21 protein-coding genes are annotated in these 21,975 nt (G+C 68.9%); 17 read left to right on the top strand and 4 right to left on the bottom strand.

What is annotated here, in order from left to right; genetic code table 11:
• The first annotated feature begins 49 nt into the window (after positions 1-49).
• On the top strand, positions 50-502 hold the full coding sequence (locus tag ACIA03_RS10775) for an agglutinin cell wall attachment protein (RefSeq protein ID WP_396982103.1): 453 nt from the start codon (positions 50-52) through the stop codon (positions 500-502).
• Between the two features lie 8 nt (positions 503-510).
• On the opposite strand, the gene ACIA03_RS10780 is transcribed toward ACIA03_RS10775, so the two are convergent.
• Complete coding sequence (locus tag ACIA03_RS10780; RefSeq protein WP_396982105.1) at positions 511-813, bottom strand: hypothetical protein; 303 nt, start codon at positions 811-813, stop codon at positions 511-513.
• Positions 814-1,201: 388 nt separating this feature from the next.
• Here ACIA03_RS10780 and ACIA03_RS10785 point away from each other — a divergent pair, with 388 nt between their 5' ends.
• From ACIA03_RS10785 to ACIA03_RS10835, 11 genes are all read left to right on the top strand, one after another.
• Positions 1,202-2,215 (top strand): amidohydrolase family protein, encoded by a 1,014-nt coding sequence (locus ACIA03_RS10785; protein ID WP_396982107.1) that lies wholly within the window; start codon positions 1,202-1,204, stop codon positions 2,213-2,215.
• Positions 2,215-2,922, top strand: coding sequence for an iron-sulfur cluster assembly protein (locus tag ACIA03_RS10790; RefSeq protein WP_396982109.1), 708 nt, complete (start codon positions 2,215-2,217; stop codon positions 2,920-2,922). Before ACIA03_RS10785 ends, ACIA03_RS10790 begins: the two co-directional genes overlap by 1 nt.
• The gene (locus tag ACIA03_RS10795; RefSeq protein WP_396982111.1) at positions 2,919-3,956 is read left to right on the top strand and encodes an NAD(P)-dependent alcohol dehydrogenase; all 1,038 of its coding nucleotides are present in this window, start codon (positions 2,919-2,921) and stop codon (positions 3,954-3,956) included. Before ACIA03_RS10790 ends, ACIA03_RS10795 begins: the two co-directional genes overlap by 4 nt.
• 34 nt (positions 3,957-3,990) lie before the next feature.
• Positions 3,991-4,854, top strand: coding sequence for a methane monooxygenase/ammonia monooxygenase subunit C (locus ACIA03_RS10800; RefSeq protein WP_396982113.1), 864 nt, complete (start codon positions 3,991-3,993; stop codon positions 4,852-4,854).
• 38 nt (positions 4,855-4,892) lie between these two features.
• A complete protein-coding gene (locus tag ACIA03_RS10805; protein WP_008359136.1) occupies positions 4,893-5,678 on the top strand; it encodes a methane monooxygenase/ammonia monooxygenase subunit A in 786 nt (261 codons plus the stop codon).
• Between the two features lie 12 nt (positions 5,679-5,690).
• Complete coding sequence (locus ACIA03_RS10810; protein ID WP_396982115.1) at positions 5,691-6,911, top strand: methane monooxygenase/ammonia monooxygenase subunit B; 1,221 nt, start codon at positions 5,691-5,693, stop codon at positions 6,909-6,911.
• A 76-nt stretch (positions 6,912-6,987) separates the two neighbouring features.
• Complete coding sequence (locus tag ACIA03_RS10815) at positions 6,988-7,296, top strand: hypothetical protein (RefSeq protein WP_396982117.1); 309 nt, start codon at positions 6,988-6,990, stop codon at positions 7,294-7,296.
• A gap of 5 nt (positions 7,297-7,301) precedes the next feature.
• Complete coding sequence (locus tag ACIA03_RS10820; RefSeq protein WP_396982119.1) at positions 7,302-7,889, top strand: hypothetical protein; 588 nt, start codon at positions 7,302-7,304, stop codon at positions 7,887-7,889.
• Positions 7,886-8,320, top strand: a complete 435-nt coding sequence (locus tag ACIA03_RS10825; protein ID WP_396982121.1) for a hypothetical protein — start codon at positions 7,886-7,888, stop codon at positions 8,318-8,320. The genes ACIA03_RS10820 and ACIA03_RS10825 overlap by 4 nt, the downstream gene beginning before the upstream one ends.
• Positions 8,320-9,624 carry a hypothetical protein gene (locus tag ACIA03_RS10830; protein ID WP_396982123.1) on the top strand — a complete coding sequence of 435 codons (1,305 nt, stop codon included), beginning with the start codon at positions 8,320-8,322 and terminating at the stop codon, positions 9,622-9,624. The genes ACIA03_RS10825 and ACIA03_RS10830 overlap by 1 nt, the downstream gene beginning before the upstream one ends.
• 6 nt (positions 9,625-9,630) lie before the next feature.
• Positions 9,631-9,777 (top strand): hypothetical protein, encoded by a 147-nt coding sequence (locus tag ACIA03_RS10835; protein ID WP_396982125.1) that lies wholly within the window; start codon positions 9,631-9,633, stop codon positions 9,775-9,777.
• A gap of 4 nt (positions 9,778-9,781) precedes the next feature.
• Here the strand turns inward: ACIA03_RS10835 and ACIA03_RS10840 are convergent, their stop codons facing one another.
• Together ACIA03_RS10840 and ACIA03_RS10845 are read right to left on the bottom strand one after the other, a co-directional pair.
• Positions 9,782-10,705, bottom strand: a complete 924-nt coding sequence (locus ACIA03_RS10840; RefSeq protein WP_396982127.1) for a helix-turn-helix domain-containing protein — start codon at positions 10,703-10,705, stop codon at positions 9,782-9,784.
• Positions 10,706-10,707: 2 nt separating this feature from the next.
• On the bottom strand, positions 10,708-11,559 hold the full coding sequence (locus ACIA03_RS10845; protein ID WP_396982129.1) for a GAF domain-containing protein: 852 nt from the start codon (positions 11,557-11,559) through the stop codon (positions 10,708-10,710).
• A 113-nt stretch (positions 11,560-11,672) separates the two neighbouring features.
• Between ACIA03_RS10845 and ACIA03_RS10850 the strand changes: the two genes are divergently transcribed.
• Both ACIA03_RS10850 and ACIA03_RS10855 read left to right on the top strand, forming a co-directional pair.
• Positions 11,673-12,518 (top strand): IclR family transcriptional regulator, encoded by an 846-nt coding sequence (locus ACIA03_RS10850; RefSeq protein WP_396982131.1) that lies wholly within the window; start codon positions 11,673-11,675, stop codon positions 12,516-12,518.
• Positions 12,515-13,273: a hypothetical protein gene (locus tag ACIA03_RS10855; protein WP_396982133.1), complete on the top strand. Its 759-nt coding sequence runs from the start codon at positions 12,515-12,517 to the stop codon at positions 13,271-13,273. The genes ACIA03_RS10850 and ACIA03_RS10855 overlap by 4 nt, the downstream gene beginning before the upstream one ends.
• Positions 13,274-13,298: 25 nt before the next feature.
• Here ACIA03_RS10855 and ACIA03_RS10860 read toward each other — a convergent pair whose 3' ends face one another.
• Positions 13,299-14,678, bottom strand: a complete 1,380-nt coding sequence (locus ACIA03_RS10860; protein ID WP_396982135.1) for an FAD-binding oxidoreductase — start codon at positions 14,676-14,678, stop codon at positions 13,299-13,301.
• 180 nt (positions 14,679-14,858) lie between these two features.
• Between ACIA03_RS10860 and ACIA03_RS10865 the strand changes: the two genes are divergently transcribed.
• The 3 genes from ACIA03_RS10865 (at position 14,859) to ACIA03_RS10875 (ending at position 21,967) form a co-directional block, all read left to right on the top strand.
• Entirely contained in the window at positions 14,859-15,185 is a 327-nt protein-coding gene (locus ACIA03_RS10865; RefSeq protein WP_396982137.1) for a putative quinol monooxygenase, read from the top strand.
• Positions 15,163-15,873 (top strand): hypothetical protein, encoded by a 711-nt coding sequence (locus ACIA03_RS10870; RefSeq protein ID WP_396982139.1) that lies wholly within the window; start codon positions 15,163-15,165, stop codon positions 15,871-15,873. The genes ACIA03_RS10865 and ACIA03_RS10870 overlap by 23 nt, the downstream gene beginning before the upstream one ends.
• A gap of 583 nt (positions 15,874-16,456) precedes the next feature.
• The gene (locus tag ACIA03_RS10875; protein WP_396982141.1) at positions 16,457-21,967 is read left to right on the top strand and encodes a carboxyl transferase domain-containing protein; all 5,511 of its coding nucleotides are present in this window, start codon (positions 16,457-16,459) and stop codon (positions 21,965-21,967) included.
• Positions 21,968-21,975: the final 8 nt, after the last annotated feature.

Raw genomic sequence — 21,975 nt, forward strand, 5'->3', positions numbered from 1 at the left:
GGGACGATGGTCCCGGAATGGGGTCGACAGCGGTAGTAGGTTGAAAGGCATGACCGTTCCTCCTGTGGTCAGACAGGAACAGCTCATCGATGAGATCGCCCTCCACCTCGCCGACGAGGTAGAGGGCGACTGGTCCACGTTGGTCTTCAACCATCGCAACCTGTCGATGTTCTTCACCGGTCGCATCGACGTGCACCGACCCGACGGCAGCTTCGCCTACGCCAAGCCGCCCGACAGCATCCTCGCGCTGACCGATGAGCTCAGGCGGGTGATGTACGAACCCGGCAAGGGCGCCTGGTTCTCCGCCCGCTGGACCATCGCGTGCGAGGGCGGCGAGACGCCCACGACGAACGTCGCGTTCAACTACGACGACGAGCCGGTCTGGCGCTGGCCCGCCCATCCGGGCCTGTACGCCATCGACCTCGAGACCTTCCCCCGCGACGAGGAGCGGGTCCCCGCCTGGCTCCGCGAGAAGGTCAAAGGCGCTCGCCGGACGCTGTAGCGCTCTCGTCATGGGGCGAGATGAGTCGCTCCACTAGGACGCACATCCACGGGCTGCCGAGCCTGTCGGGTGTGCCGAACCTCCGTCACTGAGGCCGGCGTTTCCTGGGCCGGCACGAAGTACAGGAGATTGCGGTTCCGTCCGGTTCCGCGCACCGCGCGGCATCTCGATTCGGCCGCAGCGCCCTCTCGGGGCCGCGGAACCGCGGAGTGGTCGGCGGCATGCCCCTTTCCGATGAGGGCCAGAACGATCCGCAGACCGGTCAGCGCCGCGATCCCGACCGCCATGACCAGCAAGGTCTCGAACGTCATGATGCGACCTCGATTCTTCCGACGAACACGCGGCTTGTGCCGCACGTTGTCCCGGAATGGTGACTCCCGTCACACCGCCTGGACAGCGTTCGGCGAGGGAAACCCAGGTCGCCATCACCCCCTGCGGAAAGCGTCAAGGATTTCGCGGATCGAGCGGCTGATACCTGCAGAGCTCGCGCCGCAACGCCGCCCCGAAGTCGCGCCGACTCTGCTCTTGGCCGGTATTCCGCGGGGATTCCGACGGGTGTGGAACAGCGGCGATCGATGTCGGTGTGACGCTCGACACAGGTGTGGGTGGGCCCTTCACTGAAGCGATCCCGCGTCGGCAGACCGCTGCCGACACGGTCGGCATCGACATCACGCCGAACTCGCATCAGGAGGACACCGCATGATCACCAGGGACGGCAAGAACTACTTCATCGTCGACGGCCACATCCACATCTGGGATGGGTCGGACGAGAACTGCCTGAACGACTACGGCAAGGGCTGGACCCAGTGCTTCTTCGACTACCACAACGGGCTCTCCCCGGAGGAGGAGAAGTGGCCGAAGGAGCGCTTCGCGAAGATCGAGAAGGCGGACGTCGTCAAGGACGTACTCGACAACGGCGGTGTCGACGTCGCCATCTTCAACCCGACGGTCCTGGGTGCGTTCTACAAGACCGGCTTCCGCCGCGAGAAGGAGGCGCTCGAGCTGGTGGAGGAGAACCCGGGCAGGTTCATCCTCAACACCTCCTGGGACCCGCGCTTCGGTGAGGAAGGCCTCGAGCTGCTCGAGAAGGAGGCTTCCGAGCGAAACATCCAGGGCGTCAAGCTCTACACCGCGGAGTGGCAGGGCGACTCCCGCGGCTACTCGCTCACCGACCCCATGGCCTACCGCTACCTGGAGAAGTCCCAGGAGCTCGGCATCAAGAACATCCACATCCACAAGGGCCCAACGGTCTGGCCGCTCGACCGGGACGCCTTCGACGTCCACGACGTCGACCACGTGGCCACCGACTTCCAGGACCTCAACTTCATCGTCGAGCACATCGGCCTGCCCAGGCTCGAGGACTTCTGCTGGATCGCCACCCAGGAGCGCAACGTCTACGCCGGCATGGCAGTCGCGATGCCGTTCGTCCACGCCAAGCCCCGCTACTTCGAGCAGATCATGGGCGAGCTCCTCTACTGGCTCGGCGAGGACAAGATCTGCTTCGGCAGCGACTACGCGATCTGGACCCCCCGCTGGCTGGTCGAGAAGTTCCTCGACTTCCAGTTCTCCGAGGGCAGCGAGTACGAGGCCATCACCGACGTCCAGAAGGCCAAGGTCCTCGGCCTCAACGCTGCGCGCCTGTATGACCTCGAGGTTCCCGAAGACGTCGTCGGAGTCGCAGAGGTGGACGCCCTCGCCGAGGTCGTGGCCTGATGTCGACCGCGTCCGACGTCCTCGCGGCGCTGGATGAGGTGCACGACCCCGAGGTCGACCGCTCGGTGACCGACATGGGATTCATCCGCTCCGTCACCGAGAACGGCGGTGGAGTGCGCATTGTCATGCAGCTGCCGACGTACTTCTGCGCGCCGAACTTCACCTGGCTGATGGTGGACGACGTACGTCAGGCGGCGGAGCGCGTCGTGGGGCAGGGGGCGGTCACCGTCTCCGTCGAGGACCACTTCGAGTCGGAGCGGATCCAGTCCGGCGTACGCAGCAGGAGCGGGTTCATGACCGCGTTCCCCAGCGAGGCCGAGGGTGACCTCGAGGACCTGCGCGACCACTTCCGGCGCAAGACCCTGCTCATCCGTCAGGAGCAGGTCTGTCGCCAGCTGGAGGAGGCCGGCGTCGACGCCGAGAGCCTGGTCGACCTCGTGCTGGGAGACGTCACCCGCCTCGCGCTTCCCGGTCTCGGGAAGTACCTGACCACGCGAGAGGAGCTCGGGGTCGGCTGCCGCCACGACGACCCCTTCCTCATCGCCGCCGATGGCCGTCCGGTGGGTCCGGAGCAGGTCCGGGCCCATCGGCGGTCTGCCCGCGTGATGGCCGTGTCCTTCGAGGGCAACGGTCATCTCTGCAAGGCGCTGCTCGCGGAGCGCTACCCCTCAGAACTCACCACCGTCGACGAAGGAGAAGTGGCATGAAGGCCGCCCGGCTCTACACCTATGACTCGAAGCTGGTCATCGAGGACGTGCCCAAGCCCCGGGTCACCGGGCCGCATGACGTGGTGATCAAGGTTGGCGCCGCAGGCGTGTGCCGTACGGACCTCCATGTCATCGAGAAGGTCTGGAAGGACACGCTCGACACCGAGGGCACCCTCCTGCCGTTCATCCTCGGCCACGAGAACGCCGGCTGGGTCGACGAGGTCGGCTCCGCGGTCACCACGGTGGCTCCGGGTGACACGGTGATCCTCCACCCGCACATCACCTGCGGCGTCTGCGCAGGGTGCCGTCGCGGGGAGGACATGTACTGCGAGACGGCCGGGTTCCCGGGGCTCGCGATGGACGGTGGGTACGCCGAGTACATGCTCACGAACGAGCGCGCCTGCATCAAGCTCGATCCGAGCCTCCAGCCGGTCGACGTCGCGCCGCTCGCGGATGCCGGCATCACGGCGTACCGGGCGGTCAAGAAGGCCGTACCCCGGCTCCAGGCCGGGACGAAGACGGTGGTGATCGGCGCCGGCGGTCTGGGGCACATCGCGATCCAGTCGCTCAAGGCGCTCAGCCCCACCGAGATCGTGGTCGTCGACACGAACCCGGATGCCCTCGAGCTCGCCAAGCAGATCGGTGCGGACATCACGGTCAACGCCGGCGAGGGGGACGTCGTCGAGGCGGTCAAGGACCTCGCCGGCGGAGACGGCGTCGAGGCCGTCATCGACTTCGTCGCCGAGCACGGCACCACCGACCAGGGCCCGAACATGCTGCGCCAGGGCGGGACCTATTACGTCGTCGGATACGGCGGCAACGTCAACGTGCCGGCCCTGCAGGTCATCTTCAGCGAGATCAGCGTCGTCGGCAGCCTGGTCGGCAACTACACCGAGCTCTCCGAGCTGATGGAGCTGGCGGCAGCCAAGAAGGTCACCCTCCACTCCCAGATCTACTCCCTCGACGACGCCAACGTCGCGCTCGACGACCTGCACCACGGACGGGTGCGCGGTCGGGCCGTCCTCATCCCCTGACCGGACCTCCGCACGACAAACGGAAGGAAAAACCATGTCCACAACCATCACCCCGGAATCCCGGGAGGACACTCGCGGGGACTCGTCCGGCGAGTTCCCGAAGGGCCGCGGCCCGATCGACTGGAACGGCGGCTGGCGCTGGATGTTCATCGGGAGCTTCCTGCTCGCCGGATCATTCATCGGGCTGCGGATCTACCAGCAGAAGTTCGCCTGGTACAAGGAGTACGGCCTGGACGCCGCAAGCGATGGCTTCCGGACGTACTGGTTCAACCTCTTCCTCGGCGAGCTGGTCGTCGTCACGATCGTGACGCTCGTCTGGTGGGGATGGCTGATCAAGTCGGGCCAGAACCTCGCTGCCAAGGCAGAGGCCAAGCCGATCAGCAAGGCCGAGGAAGTACGTCGCATCGCCGTCTTCTGGGGCCTGATCGGTGCCACGTCGCTGACGCTCTACTTCATGGCGAGCTTCTTCCCGAACCAGGACGGCGTCTGGCACCAGACGGCTGTTCGCGACACCGCGCTCACCCCCAGCCACATCGTGATGTTCTTCTGGGCGTTCCCACTCGGCATCACGATGACGGTGGGCACGTATCTCTATGGACGTACCCGCCTCCCGAAGGTCTACTCGCCCGACAAGGGCTTCCCCTGGTCCTTCTTCCTCCTCATCGCCGCCTCGGTCACCGAGATGATGCAGGTCGCGATGAACGAGTGGGGCCACAGCCTCTGGATCACCGAGGAGATCTTCGCCGCTCCGTTCCACTGGCCGTTCGTGACGTACGGCTGGCTGGCATCCGGGATCTTCGCCCTCTGGGCCGAGTCCCTGGGCCGGCTGCTCCAGATCGAGGACGAGATCGAAGAGGAACGACAAGCCGTCGCGACCTCGGATCCCGCGATCGCCTGACCAGTGGACCGTTCACATCCCCAAACCAAGGAGCCCTCATGAGTGCCACAGCTTTGGCGCCGGAGTCAGAGGAGCGTACGCAAGCCCTGCGGAAGCTGCTCAACCGCCGTTACACCTTCATCGACCGTAAGTGGGACATCGTCTTCTGGGTCACGGCCGCCTTCGTGGTCGCCGCCGCAGCCGACATCACCAAGCTCCTGTTCGCAGGAGACTGGGACTTCTGGACGGACTGGAAGGACCGTCAGTGGTGGCCGATGGTGACCCCGTTCGCCGTCATCATCATCCCCTCGGCACTGCAGTACATCCAGTGGCTCGCCTGGCGTATGCCGACGGGAGCGGTCTATACCGCCATCAGCATGACGATCGCGTCCTGGATCGGCCGCATCTTCAACTGGGACATGTTCGGCGGCTTCCCGCTGGCCTTCGTCTGGCCGGTGATGATCCTGGCGGCCGCCATCTGGCTGGACTGGGTCCTGTTGAAGACGAAGAGCTTCGTGTTGACCTCGCTGGTCGGAGCGTTCGGCTTCGCGCTGATCCTCTGGTTCACCAACTACACGGTGCTCGCGCCGTACCTGCAGCCGATCGACTGGATGGGCCTGCACGTCACCGTCGCCGACGTCCAGGGCATCGAGTACGTCCGGGGTCAGACACCGGAGTACCTCCGCATGATCGAGCACGGGTCGCTCCGCACCTTCCTCGGCGAGACCCAGTACGTCTCGCTGGCGTTCGGGGCCACCCTCGCCGTCGCCGGCTACTGGGTCGGCCAGGCCATCGGTCGCGGACTTGCCATCTGGCCCATCGGCCGCTTCATCAAGCGGTTCTGAGAGGAGTACGACATGCGTAGCAAACTGAAGTACATCGGCGCGGTGATGGCCGCTGCCGTCGCTGTGGTGCTCGCTCTGCCGCCGGCACCGGCGTCGGCTCATGGGGAGACAGCCCAGGAGGCCTTCCTCCGGATGGGCACGGTCGCCTTCTGGGACGTGAAGTACTCCGAGGAGAAGGTCGCCCAGGGTGAAGAGCTCACCATCACGGGGACGGCGAAGATCCTCGAGACCTACCCTGAGCAGCTCGCGGAGCCGAAGCTCGGCTTCATCGGCGTGATCGCTCCTGGGCCGACCGTCGTCATCAAGGAGCGCACCATCAACGGCCAGCCGGCCCCGATGGCGATCGAGATCGAGAAGGGCGGCGTCTACCAGTTCAAGATGGTGCTCCAGGGGCGCCGGGTCGGACACTGGCACATCCATCCCATCTTCGGTATCCATGGGGCGGGTTCGCTCATCGGTCCGGGACAGTATGTCGACGTGACGGAGTCCGCCGGCGGCTTCACCAACGACGTCAAGCTGCTGAGCGGGAAGACGGCCGACCTCGAGAACATCGGCATGGGCGGTGTCACCTTCTGGAACATCGTCTGGCTGGTGATCGGCTTCGCCTGGTTGCTCTACTGGATCGTCCCGAAGCCGACCGTGACGCGTCTGCCCGTGACGAGCCAGATCCCGCTCAACACCGACGGCGGTGCGTACGGGCTGATCACGAAGAAGGACCACCGCGTCATGAACATCATGATGGGCGCGACCATCGCTCTGGTGGTGGGCGGCATGGTGTGGCAGGCGCAGGCCTACCCGGACAAGATGCCGCAGCAGGTGCTCCACTTCGCCCCGGAGGCCGCGGTGGTCGATGCCAAGTTCGTCACGGCAGACGCCTCCGACGCCGCGTTCGACCCGGCGACGGACACCGTGACGGCGAAGGTCACCGTGCAGAACACGGGAAGCTCGCCCGCTTCGGTGGAGTCGTTCACGACGAGCACGCTCACCTTCCCGGTGGCTGCGGCGGGGAGTGAGGAGCGGTCGGTCCAGATCTCTCCGGCTACGCCCATCGCTCCCGGCGAGACACGGGAGCTGACGATGAGCATGACGGACGAGGTGTGGGCCAAGGAGCGGCTCATGCCGGTCGGCGAGTCGCGCATGCAGCTCACTGGTGTGCTGCGGCTCAAGGACGAGGACGGCCACGAGAACTTCGTGACCATCCAGAGCTTCGTCACCCCGTCGGCCATGGCCTGACGGAACCCGTTCGCCCGGTGGTGCCGCTCTCTCTCGGCACCACCGGGTTTCCACCCTTGAACCAGGAGTGCGCATCATGACCATCCCGACGATCCTTCCCATGCATGGGGGCGGCACGAGCTCCATGGACATGCTGATCGGGCTCGGTCCGGTCATCCTCGGAGGACTGCTGATCGGCATCTTCGTGCTGATGCTCTCGATCGACATGTCCGGCACATCGAAGCGGCGCTACCAGTCGGGTTACCGCGATGAGCGTCCGACGGGGGCACGGCTGCTCTTCAGCGGCAAGTACTTCGAGCTCGAAGAGCTCCTCAGACGCGATGCCCAGGAGCCCACCCGGACCCGGGAGACCGTGCCGGCAGAGCAGCAGGCGGACGGGAAGTGACCAGCATGAGAAGCCACGCACAGGTGGACGAGTCGCCGACGGGCTGGCGAGCGTTCGACGTCGCGATCGAGAGAGGAGCGGTCGCCGGGAGCCTGTCGGCCCTGGTCATCATCGCGCTGCTCGCTCTGGCCGGCGCGGTTCAGGGGGTCGGTGCGGCGACGCCCTTCTACGCGATCGTCTCGATCCTGTCGCCGGGTGCTCTCGAGGTGTCTCAAGCCGCGACGGCGGCCGGCGACGCGGCACCCTTCTTCCAGCAGGAGTTCGTCGGCGGACTGGGGATCTGTGTGGTCCTCGGTGGCGTGAGCGGAGCGATCTTCTCGCTCGGCACGCTGAACCATCGTGTCACCGGACGTGCTCTGTACGTCGTCGCCGCCCTGCACGGAGTCATCCTGATGTGCTTCTTCTACCTGGTCTGCCTCCAGGTCATCGGGACCGTGGTGGGCGCGCAACCGGAGGCCTCGAGCCTGAGCAACCTGATCGGCTGGCCGTGGATGGTCGGGATCCACGTCGTGCACGGTCTCGTCCTCGCGCTCGTCATCAGCAGCCGTCTCGTGACCAACGAACGTCGTCTCGGAAGGAACCAACCTTCATGATCAGCACACGTCTCACGCTTTCCGTCGTGGCCCTCCTCGCCGCCTCAGCTCTCAGCGCGTGCGGAGCGGAGACCACCGCGGCGGAGGCGGATCACGCCGGGCACAGCTCGACGGAGACAGCGGTGCCCTCCGCGAGCGCCACGCCCTCGCCGGCGGACACGCGGCCGACGGGCAACGTCATCCGCATCGAGGTCATGGGCGGGGAGCTGTCCCCGCCCGCACATCTCGAGCGCGTCGGTCTCGGTGAGTCGGTGACGCTCGCCGTCACCAGTGACGTCGCGGACGAGGTGCATCTGCACGGCTACGACGCACACGTCGACCTCGTGGCCGGCCAGGAAGGCGTGCTCACCTTCACCGCCGACATCCCTGGCCGTTTCGAGGCGGAGCTGGAGGGGGCAGGCGCGCTGCTCGTCGAGATCGAGGTGAAGTGATGATCCTGACCCACGGGCTGGGTGGTCGCTCGGACCTCCCCATCCCGGTATGGATCGCCCTGTACGTCGCGGTGGGGGTCCTGCTGTTCTCCTTCCTCGCGCTCGGGCTGCTGTGGCGCTCGAGCCGGTTCGGGACCGAGGACGGGGTAGCGCTCCCGCGGTGGATACAGGTCATGGTGGGGGAGCGGGCCTCACGGATCGCGCAGGCAGTCGCGCTGGTCGGGACCCTGGCCTTCCTCGCGGTCGCGTGGTTCGGTCCGACGAGTGTGGCGACGAACCCGTCTCCCACCTGGCTCTACGTGTGGGTGTGGGTCGGCCTGGTGCCGTGCTCGCTGCTCCTGGGGCCGGTGTGGCGGTTCCTCAACCCGGTGCGGGCACTGGCACGGCTGCTCCGCAGAGCTGTGCCGTCCCGTCTCCGGCGGTCAGGGCTTCCGGCGCGTGTGGGCCGGTGGCCGGCCGTCGCCTCGCTGGGCGTGTTCCTGTGGCTGGAGCTCGTCTTCGACCACTCCGACGAGCCGCGGGTGGTGGCCGGGTTCGTGACCGCGTACGTCCTCGTGCACGGGATCGGCGGTGCGATCGCCGGTCCGCGGTGGTTCGACGCCGCCGACGGCCTGGAGGTCTATTCGGCGACCATCGCGCGGCTCTCGCCGTGGGGTCGTTCGGGGGAGGGCGAGGCGGTTCTCCGCCACCCGCTGGCCGGGCTCGCCGCCATGCCGGTCCCGCCGGGGCAGCTCGCCGTGCTGTGCACGCTGCTCGGGTCGACGGCCTTCGACGGGGTGACCCGGACCTCGATCTGGGGCGACCTGACCCGCGACCTCGTCGGTCCCGGCTATCTGATCACCGGGACCCTCGGCCTGGTCGCCGCCATCCTGGTGGTCGCCGGCGCCTACCAGCTGTCGATGCGGGCCACGGATGCCTTCTCAAGGTATGCCGACGGCACCTCGCGGGCCTTCGCGCACACGATGGTGCCGATCATCGTCGGCTACACCGTGGCCCACTACTTCTCGTTCGCGATCTTCCAGGGTCAGGTCGGCGCGATCCTGGCGTCCGACCCGTTCGGGCGGGGATGGGACCTCTTCGGCTCGGCACAGGCGTCGATCGACTACCTGGTCGTCTCGCCCAGGACGATCGCCGTCGTACAGCTCGCCGCGGTGGTCTGCGGACACGTCGTCGGTGTCGTGGCGGCCCATGACCGCTCACTCGAGGAGCTACGTCCGCGATCGGTTGCGGTGGGGCAGCTGCCGTACCTCCTGTTGATGGTCGGTCTGACCTCGACAGGTCTCGTTCTGCTGATTGGACTGTGAGAAGTGATGATCACTCCGTTGCACATCGTCGACTATCTGTGGGTGTTCCCGATGGTGGCCATCGCGCTCGTCGCCGGTCTCTACGCGTGGCTGAAGGCGCCGTCTCCCGTCGAGCGCGAAGAGCGCACCGAGACGGACGGGTCACCCGACTGAGGGTTCAGGCGCCGGGCTCGATGTTGTAGGCCTTGATCTTGCGGTAGATCGAGGCCCGCGACATGCCGAGCGCCTCAGCTGCGCGCGCCTTGTCCCAGTCGCAGGCTCGCAGCGACTCCACGATGGCGTCCCGGGTCATCCACTCCAGCGGGGTGAGCCGATACCGCAGGCCGCTGCCGAAGTCCGCGGGGAGGTGCTGCTCGCGCAGGACGGAGTCGGTCGCCGCAGGGATCATCCTGGTGACCAGCTCGACGACCTCGGCGAGATTTCCCGGCCACGGCTCGCGAATCAGGCGGGTGAGCAGCTCGGGGGAGACCGACGTGACACGTCCCCGGCTCAGTCGGCGCACCATGTCGGGCAGCAGCACGCGTAGGTCCTGGACGCGTGCCCTCAGCGGGGGAAGCGCGATCATCGGGATGCCGGCGGCGGCCAGGTCGCTCTCGGCCTCCTCGGAGCCCTTGCCACCCTTGTGGTGGGTGCGCGTGGTGAAGGTGAGCCAGCCGCTGGCCGAGGGCAGGTCCATGCCGTTGACCAGCTCGGCGAGGCGGCCGGCCGCCAGTCCGTCGGCGTCGCGGACGATGACAGGATGACCATTGGCGAGCCGCTCGCCGACCGACTTGAGCTTGGCCTCGATGTCGACGTCGCCGCAGTCGATGACGACGACCGTACGCCCCGGGAACTCATGCATCGCGATGTCATGGATGAGGGTGCGTTTGCCGGTGCCCGGCTCGCCGACGAGGCAGACGGGCAGTCGTGCGGTCGCCATCCGGCCGACCATGGCCATCGGGCCGAGAACCAGCGGACTGAGCTGATGGGCTCCGCGTGGACGGGGCGGGCTCGACTGCTGCATGGGTGGTGCGGGAGCGGAGGCGGGCACCTCGACGATCGCGCCGTCGAGTCGGCCGTAAGGCGAGCGGATGGCGCGCACGGTCAGGTGGTGGCGTACTCGGTGCCGGACATGAGGGAGATCTCGGCGCGGTCGGCGTTGCCGAGGGCGTCCACTGTCAGTGTCCACAGCTCGGTTCGCCCCAGGCCGCCGATGCGGTCGGCCGCGGTGGCCGACCCGATGAAAGCCTCGTCGCTGACGGCGATGACGCGGTCCTCGGCAGCCCGGCTGCTGCGGAGATACTGCTCCAGCAGTGACCGCGCTCCTCGGCTCGACATCGTGAGGAGGCTGTCCTCGATGGAGGCACCGGCCTGCCGGACCAGTGCCGTGAGCGCGGGATGTGCACGGTCGGCCCAGGTGGTGATGTCCAGGACGCCGAGCTGGCGGCGGGTGATGGGGTCGCGCACGGGGACACCGACGCAGGCGAACACCTGGAGCTGCTCGTTGAAGTGCTCGGCGCCGCGTACGAGGGCGGTCGATCGATCCTCCAGGGCGGTGCCGATGCCGTTGGTCCCGGCGTACTTCTCGGCGTAGCTGAATCCCGGAGCGAGCAGGGCGCGGTCGAGCTGTCCTTCGAGGCTCGGCTCGCCCGAATGGCGCAGCAGCACCTTCCCGGTGCTGTCGCCGAGGATGAGGGTCAGCGGGCTGCCGTCGATGTCGCTCTGTACCTTCTCGATGACAGGGCGGGCGGCGCGGACCAGCCTGGTCGACAGATTGAGGTTGTCGTCGTAGGGCAGGTCGAGGCGGTCGCCGAGTGCCTGGCTGTCGTAGGAGCGACGCCAGGACGCGAGGATGCCGTCGCGGACCCCGGCATCGGGATCGGTCGAAGCTCGTTCCTTGAGCCGTTCGAGGGAGTGCGTCAGCACGTCGGACCAGTTCGGCATGGCGCTGGGCATGGGCGTTCTCGTTTCTGCCTGAGCCTGTCTCAATGTGAGACCCATCACACTAGTCCGGTTTGCTTTGATCAGTTGCAGGTAATCGGCGGGTTACTTCTACACCGGAGGAAACCATGACGGAAACGACCAGTCTGGACGCAGTCGAAGGCATCCCTGCACAGAAGAGAGTCCTCAACTCGGCGATCCACATCGCCAATACGCTGGCGATCATCGCCGAGAACCCGGCGGGCGTGTCGGCCAAGGTGCTGGCACGCCGCCTCGAGCAGAGCTTGTCGACCACCTACTACGCGCTGCAGACGTTGACGGACGTAGGGATGATCGAGCACTCGCCGACCACGTCGGGGCTCTACACCCTCGGTCCGCAGATCGCCGCCTTGTACCGGGGCTACGTCGCCAACCGGACGCAGCCGGAGCGACTCGCGGCGGTGCTGCAGGATCTGCGCGACGAGACCCGCGCGCGGGCCTATCTGGGTTGGTGGAAGCAGGGCGATCTGGAGATCGCGGACACTCGAGGACGCCGGGGCGCGGCAGAGCTGCGCGACATCTCCGCGGGCTACCGCGGCGGCGCTCATGCACTCGCCCTCGGCAAGGTCATGCTCGCCTCGATCGGCTCCGATCGCTGGCCCGACTACCTGCGGCAGCCGCGCCTGCGGAGATTCACCGATCACACCCTCGACACCCCGGATCGGCTACGCCGCGAGGTGCTTCGAATGCGGGCGGCGGGGTTCGCAACCGACGTGGACGAATACGAGCTGGGCGTCTCGTGCATGGCGGCCCCGGTGCGGGACAGCGCCGGACGGGTGATCGCGGGTCTGGGCGTCTCCGTCTCGTCCCGCCGTTTCCTGGACGAGCGTGAGCAGCTGGAGCTGGCGGTCAGGCGGGCGGCACGGGACGCGACCCGGATGTACGTCGACCTCGACCCGCTCACGGCCATGGTGTGCGAGCGGGCCTGGGCATGACGTACCGGGCGTTGGCTGCCGCGCTGGGGACGCTGTCCCTGTGGGCAGCGACCTCCTGCGGTGGGTCAGGAACCTCGTCGGACACCGGTGAGACGAAGGTCGGGGTGGCCGGATGGGGCGATGGTCTCGTCGACCACCAGGCTGGGTATCGGCTCGCTGACATCCGGGCCGAGGGTGGGCGTGCCGGCCGGATCCGCTTCGAGCTCGAATCCGGACGAACAGACATCGCCGAGCTGACGTCGTGGTACTGGTCGGCGGACCTCCGCTACGTCGAGCGAGCTGTGGCGCAGCCGACGCGTGACGGCGCCTGGGAAGCGTCGTTTCCTGATATCCCAGGAGGCCCGGGCCACCTCGTGGTGGCCTTCGACAGCGGCGACGAGGAGATCGGAGACCTCGTCCTCGGCTCCGATCTCGTCACGCCGCGAGCGAAGCACCGGTCGTCCGAAGCTCCTGTCTCCGATGGGGACGTGCAGAAGGTCGGCGCGTACGACGTCACGCTGTCGGGCGACCTGCTGCTCGCCCAGCCGTCGACGCTGACCCTGACGGTGTCCTCAGCCGGCACGCAGGTCGAGTACGCCGAGGCGGAGATCGCCGCCATCAGCATCGCCAGCGGAGCCTTCGCCCGGTTCGAGGCGGAGCCGGACGGGACGTTCAGTGGCACGCCGTCGTCGCCGGGACGCTTCCGTCTCGTGGTCGATGTCCTCGTCGCCGAGCAGCCGTTGCACGCGGTGTTCGAGCGGACCGCCTTCGGCTGATCCCCGAGCGTGGCGCCGGGGGACGTCAGAGCATCGCACCGGGATTCATGATGGAGCGTGGGTCGAACACCGACTTGATCTGCTCCTGGAGGGCGACCGCTTCGGGGGTGAGCTCGCGGCGCATGCCGTCACGCTTGAGGCGGCCGACGCCGTGCTCGCCGGAGATCGTTCCGCCATGCGCGAGCGCGAGGTCGATCAAGTCGTCGAAGGCGGCCCGAGCCCGGTCCGCGGCCGCGTGATCGCCGCGCTCCGTCACGATCAGCGGGTGGAGGTTGCCGTCGCCGGCGTGAGCGATCGTCGCGATCGTGACCTCACGTCGTTCGGCGATGAGGCGAGCGGTCTCCAGGACCTCAGCCAGCTCGGAGACAGGGACGCAGATGTCCTCCGTCAGCACGTCGCCCAGCCGTTCGACGGACGGGTAGGCGAGACGGCGGATCCCGAACAGCTCATCGGCCTCGCGCGGATCGCTCGACTGCGTCGACCAGGTCGCGCCTGCGGCGTCGAACCGGTCGAGCACCGCCGCCGCCTCGGCCTCGCCGGCCGTGGCGGACGTATCGACCCTGGCGATCAGCACGGCGGCATCCAGGTCTCCCGTTCTGTGCCAGGTGTCGATCGCGCGCAAGGTGGCATGATCCAGGAGCTCCAGTGCGGCCGGGGTCAGCCCGGCCGCTCGTACCGCTGCGACGGCGCTTCCGGCGGTGCGCAGGGAGGGAAAGCCGGCGACCACGGTGCGGGCCTGCGTCGAGAGCGGACGCAACCTCAAGGTGGCTTCTGTGATGACACCGAGCGTGCCTTCGGAGCCGACCAGGAGCCCGGCGACGTCGAGCCCGACCACTCCCTTCGCCGTGCGACGTCCGGCTCGGTGGAGCCGACCCTGCCCGTCGACGAACTCGAGGGCCAGGACGTAGTCACGGGTGACGCCGTACTTCGCGCAACAGAGTCCGCCTGCGTTGGTGGCGATGTTGCCACCGATCGTCGACCACTCGGCGCTCGCCGGATCCGGCGGGTACCACAGCCGGTGTCGCGCCACCTCGTCGCGTAAGGCGTCGCTGGTGAGCCCGGGGCCGACCACGGCGTAGCGCTCGGTGGCGTTGATCTCGACGATGTCGTCCAGGTGCTCGGTGCTCAGCACGATGCCCCCGTCGACCGCGTTCGCGGCGCCGGTGAGCCCGGTGCCAGCGCCTCGGGTCACCACGGGCACCCGCAGGTCATGGCAGGCCCGCACCGTGGTCTGGACATGGCTGACGTGTCGCGGTCGCACCACCGCGGCGGGACGGCCGGCCGCGGCCCACGGAGCCCGATCGGTGCGGTAGCCGGCCATGATGTTCGGATCCGTCACCAGGATGTCCGCCGGGAGCAGCCTGCGCAGAGTGTCGATGGTCGTGTCATCGCCGTCAGGTCGCATGCGCCGACGGTAGGACCTCGCGGCCGGCCGTCGCGCCGCCGCCGGCGTCGTGGTCTCGGTTTCCCGCATGGCGTGGAAGTTCGGTCCGGTTCGAGCGGTCACGTCTGTCGAGCACGGCCCGAAGCCTCCTACGTTGCGACCAGGCCGGGAGACCGGCGACGACACCCGAGAGGAACAGCGATGATCTTCATCACCGCACGGTTCGCCGTGAAGCCCGAGCACGCCGACGACTGGATCGAGATCTCCCGCGCGTTCTCCGAGGCGACCCGCGCCGAGGAGGGCTGTCTCTGGTACGACTGGAGCCGCTCCGTCGACGACCCGAACCTCTACGTCCTGGTCGAGGCGTTCGCCGACGAGGCCGCCGGTGGCGTACACGTCGGCTCGGACCACTTCCGCGAGGCCCAGCGCACGCTGCCGCAGTACCTCTCGCGTACCCCCGACATCGTCCACGTCGAGATTCCTCAGTCGGATTGGTCGGAGCTGGGTGAGCTCGCCGTCACGGCGTGAGGCTGCTTTCGTGGTGGCGATCGCGGTGGTCACCACGGCCGGCCTGACCATCGAACGGGTCGTCGATGTCCGCGCCCAGGCATGGCTCGGCCTGGGATGCACGGCGCTGTTCGTCGCGGTGGCCTGCCGGGTCGATGTCCACGAACGGCGTCAGGCGCTCGGCGTGGTGGCGGTCGCGACGTTCTTCGAAGTGGTCGGTGCTCAGCTCTGGGGGCTCTATGACTACCGGCTCGGCAACCTGCCGCTCTTCGTCCCTGCCGGGCATGGGCTGGTGTTCCTCACCGGGCTGCGCCTCAGCCAGGTGCCGCTCCTTGTCCGGTACCGAAGTGGCTTCGTCCGGGTGACCGCGGTGGTGGCGTCGGTCTGGGCGGTGCTGGGCGCCTCCGGCCTGCTCGGGACACATGACCTCTCCGGGGTCTTCGGCTCTGCGCTCGTCGTGGTCATGCTGGTCCGAGGCCGTCAAGCCGGCCTGTTCGCCGGCGTCTGGTGGTTCGTCGCCTACCTCGAGCTCTACGGCACCGCCGTCGGAACCTGGACGTGGTCGCCCGTCGTGCCCGGGCTGGGTCTGCCCGCGGGAAACCCGCCCAGCGGCGTCGCCTCGGGATACGTCGTCTTCGACTGGCTGGCGGGTGTGCTGGTCGCAGGAGCGACCCGCTTCGCGCAGGCGGTGGCGGCGACGACCGGGTGAACCAAACCTCAGCCGTTCACGCCCGGAGAACGGCCCTCATCAGGCAGCCTCTTCTCGTGGCGTGAGGTGATCGGCGGGCAGCGTGGAGCCGGGCATCAAGGTCGGCTCGCAGTCGCATCCGTCACCGCACGCCAGGTAGATGTGTGCCGGGTGGCCGCATCGCGGGCACGGCAGGTCGTGCGACAGATGGTGCGACCTGATCCGGACGACGTCCCACATGGCCTTGCCTCCTCTCCTGGTCTTTCAGGTACCCCAACCCATCACACGCCATCCGCGAGCGCGGGGCGTCTCAGTTTGAGATCGACGGGAACCAGCACTCGCTCGTGTCGAAGCCACTACCCCCTGAGCGCGTCCGCTGGTCGACGGCGTCGCCGTCGGGTTCTGCGCGCAGGCCTGATGGGACGCGTACGCCAAGCAGGTGTGAGCAGGATGACACTGCGGCACCTATGACGTCGCGGCGCCGGTGACGCCCGGAGGAACGCCGATTCGGCCATGTCGCTGGCCGGTGCCCACAAGGAATCCTCGAGAAGCCTGTTGATGTCGAGCGGTCACAGGAGCGGCGTGTGATGAAAAAGTCTGCACCGTGCCACAGGTCTCTCGAATTGCCATCGTCAACCGCGGCGAAGCCGCGATGCGTCTGATCCATGCCGTCCGCGACCTCAACGCGCGTCACGCGTCCGAAGGGACGATCCGCACCATCGCGCTGCACACCGACGTCGACGCCGGAGCGGCGTTCGTACGCGAGGCCGACGAGGCCTATCTGCTGGGAGCCGCGGCGGACCGTCCCTACCTCGATCTCGCCGTCCTCGAGCAGGCGCTGATCGCCTCCGAGGCCGACGCCGCCTGGGTCGGCTGGGGCTTCGTCGCCGAGGACCCCGCCTTCGCCGAGCTGTGCGACCGGCTGGGCATCACCTTCATCGGCCCCAGCGCCGAGGCGATGCGGAAGCTGGGCGACAAGATCGGCTCGAAGCTGATCGCCGAGGAGGTTGGCGTCCCGGTGGCTCCGTGGAGCCGCGGCGGAGTCGACACGCTCGAGGAGGCGCTCGCCAGCGCCGAGGAGATCGGCTACCCGCTCATGCTCAAGGCCACCGCCGGCGGTGGCGGCCGCGGCATCCGGAAGGTCACCTCCGGCGCCGAGCTCGCCGAGGCCTACCAGCGCACCCGCGACGAGGCGGAGCGGGCGTTCGGCAGCGGTGTCGTGTTCCTCGAGAAGCTGGTCACCGACGCCCGTCACGTCGAGGTCCAGGTGATCGCCGACGGCCAGGGCACCGCTTGGGCGATCGGCGTACGCGACTGCTCGGTGCAGCGGCGCAACCAGAAGGTCATCGAGGAGTCGTCCTCCCCGCTGCTGACCGATGACCAGGCCGCCGACCTCAAGGCGTCCGCGGAGCGGCTCGCCACGGCGGTGGGCTACGCCGGAGCCGGCACCGTCGAGTTCCTCTACCACCCCGGCGAGAAGACGTTCGCCTTCCTCGAGGTCAACACCCGCCTCCAGGTCGAGCACCCGATCACCGAGGTCGTGACCGGCACCGACCTGGTCGCGCTGCAGATCCAGGTGGCCTCCGGCATCCCGCTCACCGGCGACCGGCCGGCCGAGCGCGGCCACGCGGTCGAGGCCCGGCTCAACGCCGAGGACCCGGACCGCGACTTCGCGCCCGCTCCGGGCCGGATCAGCCGCCTCGAGTTCCCCGCCGGGCCCGGCATCCGCGTCGACACCGGCGTGGCCGAGGGCGACACCATCCCGGCCGACTTCGACTCGATGATCGCCAAGGTGATCGCCTGGGGCGCGGACCGCGAGCAGGCCCTGGCACGGCTGCGCCGAGCGATGGGCGAGACCACCGTCATCATCGACGGCGGGGCGACCAACAAGAGCTTCATCCTCGACCTCCTCGACCAGCCCGAGGTCGTCACCGGCAGTCCGGCCTGGGCCGACACCGGGTGGATCGACCGGGTGCGCGGCGAGGGGCGGCTGCAGGCCGCCCGGCACGCCGGCATCGCGCTCGTGGCTGCCGCGATCGAGGGGTACGACGAGGCCGAACGAGCCGAGATCGCGCGCATGCTGCAGACCGCCCAGGGCGGCCGACCGCAGATCCAGCACGACCCCGCCCGCACCATCGAGCTCAAGCTGCGCGGGGCGACGTACGCCCTGACCGTGCGGCAGTCCGGACCCGCCCGCTACCAGGTCACCATCACCGCCGGCGGCGAGCGCCGCACCCTCACCGCCACCCTCGACCGGATCGACGAGGTGCACGGTCGGCTCACCGTCGACGGCCACCGCTACCGGCTGGTGACCGCCACCCACGGCCCCGTCCATCTGGTCGAGGTCGACGACGTGATGCACCGGGTCAGCCGTGACGAGGGCGGCATGCTGCGCTCGCCCGCGCCGGCGCTCGTCGTCTCGACCCCGCTCGCCGTCGGTGACGAGGTGGAAGCCGGTCATCCGGTGCTGGTGCTCGAGTCGATGAAGATGGAGACCGCGCTGACCGCGCCGTTCACCGGCCGGGTCAAGGAGCTCCTGGTCCGGGTCGGGAGCCAGGTCGAGACCGCGGCGCCGCTGCTGCGCCTGGAGCCGACCGGCGAGGCCGAGGGCGAGGCGACCACCGCCACCCTGGCCGACCTCGACCTGCCGGAGCCGACCACCGAGCCCGGCCGCAGCAACGGCGCGGTGGCCGACCTGAGCAGCCTGCTCCTCGGCTACGACGTCGAGGAGGATCAGCGTCCGGCGCTGCTCGCCGCCCATCTGGCCTCCCGCTCCAACGGCGCGCCCGCGGACACCCTCCGCACCGAGATGGCTCTGCTGTCGCTGTTCACCGACTTCGCCGAGCTCAGCCGCAACCGCCCGGCCGGTGACGAGCCGGCCACCGAGCTGCGCGTGCACAGCTCGCGGGAGTACTTCCACACCTACCTGCGCAGCCTCGACCCCGACCGGGGCGCACTGCCGGACCACTTCCGCGACAAGCTGCAGCGGGTCCTCGCGCACTACGGGGTCCTCGACCTCGAACGTACGCCGGAGCTCGAGCGCGCGGTGTTCCGCATCTTCCTCGCCCAGCAGCATCCTTCCGACGTCGACGTCGCGATCGGGGTGCTGCAGCGTTGGCTCGCCGACCCGCCGCCGGCCACGGAGGACGCCGCTGCGGTCCGCGCGCTGCTCGAGCGGATCGTGCGCGCCACGCAGCGCCGGTTCGCCGTGGTCGGCGACCTGGCCCGCTCGGTCCGGTTCGGCTGGTTCGACCAGCCGGCGGTCGATGACGAGCGTCGAGCCGTGCTGGAGGGGGTGCCGGCCGAGGTCGCCGCCCTCACCGAGCCCGACGCCCCCGACCGGGCCGCCCGCATCGACGCGCTCGCGGCCGTACCAGAGCCGCTGGTCGGCTTCCTCCGCGACCGGCTGGTCGACGGGCTTCCCGATCAGGAGCCGCTGCTGGAGGTGTTGATCCGTCGGCACTACCGCGACTACCACCTCCACGACCTGACCGTCACCAGTGACAGCGGACGCCCGGTGGCGCACGCGGAGTACGCCACGGACGAGAAGGGCGCGACCCGGGTGGTGTCCACCATCGGCGACGTGACCGAGCTCGCCGATCCCGACGGCACGCTCGGTGCCGCCATCACCGCGGCGCTGGCCTCCGACCACGATGACGTCGTCGAGATCTACCTGCGCTGGGCGGATGCGCCCACCGATCCCGATCGCGCGTCGGCCGAGATCGCCACGATGCTCGCGGGGCAGGAGTTCGCCCGCCGTGCGCGCCGGGTCTCGATCGCGGTCTGTCACGCCGCGCCACAGCCGATCGACTACTTCACCTACCGCCACCACGCAGACGGCGCCCCTCACATCCCGACCACCGAGCTGGTCGAGGACACGCTGGTCCGGGGCATGCACCCGATGGTCGGTCGCCGGCTCAACCTGTGGCGCCTCAGCGAGTTCGAGGTCACCAGGCTCGCCGCCCCCGACGACGTCCTCCTCTACGAGTGCGTCGCCCGGGCCAACCCGGCCGACCGCCGGCTCGTCGCGGCCGCCCAGGCCCGCCAGCTCGCCGTGGTCCGCGACGACGAGGGCCGCGTGATCGCGCTGCCGCACGTGGAGCGTGCGGTGGAGAACTGCCTCGAGGCGATCCGCCGCGTACGCACCGCCCGCGGCCGCGAGGGCACCAAGCTCGACGTCAACCACGTCTGGGTCACGGTGTGGCCGGTCGTCGAGGCGGATCTCGACCAGATCACCGCGCTCCAGAGCAAGATCACCCCGCTCAGCGAGGGCGCCGGGATCGAGGAGGTGCTCGCGCAGGGCCGCGTGGCCGGGCGGGAGGGCGACGCCCCGACCCCGCTGGCGATCCGCTTCCACGCCAAGCCAGGTGCGGGGGTCGTGGCCGACGTCATCGAGCCGCCCACCGAGCCGCTCGCCCCGCTGGACGAGTACGCCGCCAAGGTGCTGCGCGCCCGGCGCCGCGGTCTCGTCTACCCCTATGAGCTCCAGCGCGCCCTGGCCGGGAGCGGCACGGTCGTCGAGCACGACCTCGACGCCTCTGGGGTGCTCGTACCCGTCGACCGTGCTCCCGGGCTCAACACCGCGGGCATCATCGTCGCCGTCGTGACCACCCCGAGCGCCCTCTACCCCGACGGCATCACCCGCGTCGTACTCTGTGGCGACCCGCTCAAGTCGCTCGGTGCGCTCTCGGAGCCCGAGTGCGCCCGGGTGATCGCGGCCATCGATCTCGCCGAGCGGATGGGGGTCCCGGTCGAGTGGTTCGCGGTCTCGGCCGGTGCCCGGATCTCGATGGAGAGTGGCACCGAGAACATGGACTGGGTCGCCGCCGCGCTGCGCCGGATCGTCCAGTTCACCCAGGACGGCGGCGAGATCAACATCGTCGTCGCCGGGATCAACGTCGGCGCCCAGCCCTACTGGAACGCCGAAGCGACGATGCTGATGCACACCAAGGGCATCCTGGTGATGACCCCGGACAGCGCGATGGTGCTCACCGGCAAGCAGTCGCTCGACTTCTCCGGCGGCGTATCGGCCGAGGACAACCACGGCATCGGCGGCTACGACCGGGTGATGGGCCCGAACGGGCAGGCGCAGTACTGGGTGCCCGACCTGGCCGGTGCGTTCCGGGTGCTCATGTCGCACTACGAGCACACCTACGTGGTTCCCGGCGAGGCCGGGCCGCGCCGTGCGCCGACGTCCGACCCGAGCGACCGCGATGTGTCGTCCTTCCCGCACCCGGGTGACTTCGCGACGGTCGGCGAGATCTTCTCGGCCGAGCACAACCCCGACCGCAAGCGCCCCTTCGACATCCGCACCGTGATGCGGGCGCTGGCCGACGCCGACCACGAGATGCTCGAGCGCTGGGCCGGCATGGCCGACGCCGACACCGCCGTGGTCGTCGACACCCGGATCGGCGGCTACCCGGTCAGCCTGGTCGGCATCGAGTCCAAGCCGGTGCCGCGCGCCGGCTTCCCTCCGACCGACGGTCCGGACACCTACACCGCGGGCACCCTGTTCCCGCGGTCGTCGAAGAAGGTCGCGCGCGCGATCAACGCGGCCTCGGGCAACCGGCCGCTGGTAGTGCTCGCCAACCTGTCCGGCTTCGACGGTTCGCCGGAGTCGATGCGCAACCTGCAGCTCGAGTACGGCGCCGAGATCGGCCGCGCGATCGTCAACTTCCAGGGCCCGATCGTCTTCTGCGTCATCTCCCGCTACCACGGCGGCGCGTTCGTGGTCTTCTCCAAGCACCTGAACCCGTCGATGACGGTCCTCGCCATCGAGGGCTCGTACGCCTCGGTGCTCGGCGGTGCGCCCGCGGCCGCCGTCGTGTTCGCCGCGGAGGTCTCCAAGCGCGCTGCGGCCGACCCACGGGTCGCCGCGCTCGAGGAGCGCATCGATCACGCCGAGGACGGGGAGCGCGGCGCCCTCGTCGTCGAGCTCGCCGAACTCCGCGCCCAGCTGCGCGCGGACAAGATCGCCGAGGTCGCTGCCGAGTTCGACGGCGTCCACAACATCCACCGCGCCGTCGAGGTCGGCTCGGTCGACGAGGTCATCGCGGCCAGCGACCTGCGGCCCAAGGTCATCGACGTCATCGAGCGGACGTGGGGCAAGGAGTGACCTAGAGG

The organism is Nocardioides sp. NPDC051685, assembly GCF_044453405.1.
GTDB lineage: Bacteria > Actinomycetota > Actinomycetes > Propionibacteriales > Nocardioidaceae > Nocardioides.

Coding starts and splice junctions, on each gene's coding strand:
- ACIA03_RS10830 (WP_396982123.1), top strand. CDS start 8,320: ATGATCCTGACCCACGGGCTGGGTGGTCGCTCGGACCTCCCCATCCCG.
- ACIA03_RS10815 (WP_396982117.1), top strand. CDS start 6,988: ATGACCATCCCGACGATCCTTCCCATGCATGGGGGCGGCACGAGCTCC.
- ACIA03_RS10790 (WP_396982109.1), top strand. CDS start 2,215: ATGTCGACCGCGTCCGACGTCCTCGCGGCGCTGGATGAGGTGCACGAC.
- ACIA03_RS10845 (WP_396982129.1), bottom strand. CDS start 11,559: ATGCCCAGCGCCATGCCGAACTGGTCCGACGTGCTGACGCACTCCCTC.
- ACIA03_RS10785 (WP_396982107.1), top strand. CDS start 1,202: ATGATCACCAGGGACGGCAAGAACTACTTCATCGTCGACGGCCACATC.
- ACIA03_RS10860 (WP_396982135.1), bottom strand. CDS start 14,678: ATGCGACCTGACGGCGATGACACGACCATCGACACTCTGCGCAGGCTG.
- ACIA03_RS10810 (WP_396982115.1), top strand. CDS start 5,691: ATGCGTAGCAAACTGAAGTACATCGGCGCGGTGATGGCCGCTGCCGTC.
- ACIA03_RS10850 (WP_396982131.1), top strand. CDS start 11,673: ATGACGGAAACGACCAGTCTGGACGCAGTCGAAGGCATCCCTGCACAG.
- ACIA03_RS10855 (WP_396982133.1), top strand. CDS start 12,515: ATGACGTACCGGGCGTTGGCTGCCGCGCTGGGGACGCTGTCCCTGTGG.
- ACIA03_RS10800 (WP_396982113.1), top strand. CDS start 3,991: ATGTCCACAACCATCACCCCGGAATCCCGGGAGGACACTCGCGGGGAC.
- ACIA03_RS10805 (WP_008359136.1), top strand. CDS start 4,893: ATGAGTGCCACAGCTTTGGCGCCGGAGTCAGAGGAGCGTACGCAAGCC.
- ACIA03_RS10865 (WP_396982137.1), top strand. CDS start 14,859: ATGATCTTCATCACCGCACGGTTCGCCGTGAAGCCCGAGCACGCCGAC.
- ACIA03_RS10780 (WP_396982105.1), bottom strand. CDS start 813: ATGACGTTCGAGACCTTGCTGGTCATGGCGGTCGGGATCGCGGCGCTG.
- ACIA03_RS10835 (WP_396982125.1), top strand. CDS start 9,631: ATGATCACTCCGTTGCACATCGTCGACTATCTGTGGGTGTTCCCGATG.
- ACIA03_RS10795 (WP_396982111.1), top strand. CDS start 2,919: ATGAAGGCCGCCCGGCTCTACACCTATGACTCGAAGCTGGTCATCGAG.
- ACIA03_RS10825 (WP_396982121.1), top strand. CDS start 7,886: ATGATCAGCACACGTCTCACGCTTTCCGTCGTGGCCCTCCTCGCCGCC.
- ACIA03_RS10820 (WP_396982119.1), top strand. CDS start 7,302: ATGAGAAGCCACGCACAGGTGGACGAGTCGCCGACGGGCTGGCGAGCG.
- ACIA03_RS10775 (WP_396982103.1), top strand. CDS start 50: ATGACCGTTCCTCCTGTGGTCAGACAGGAACAGCTCATCGATGAGATC.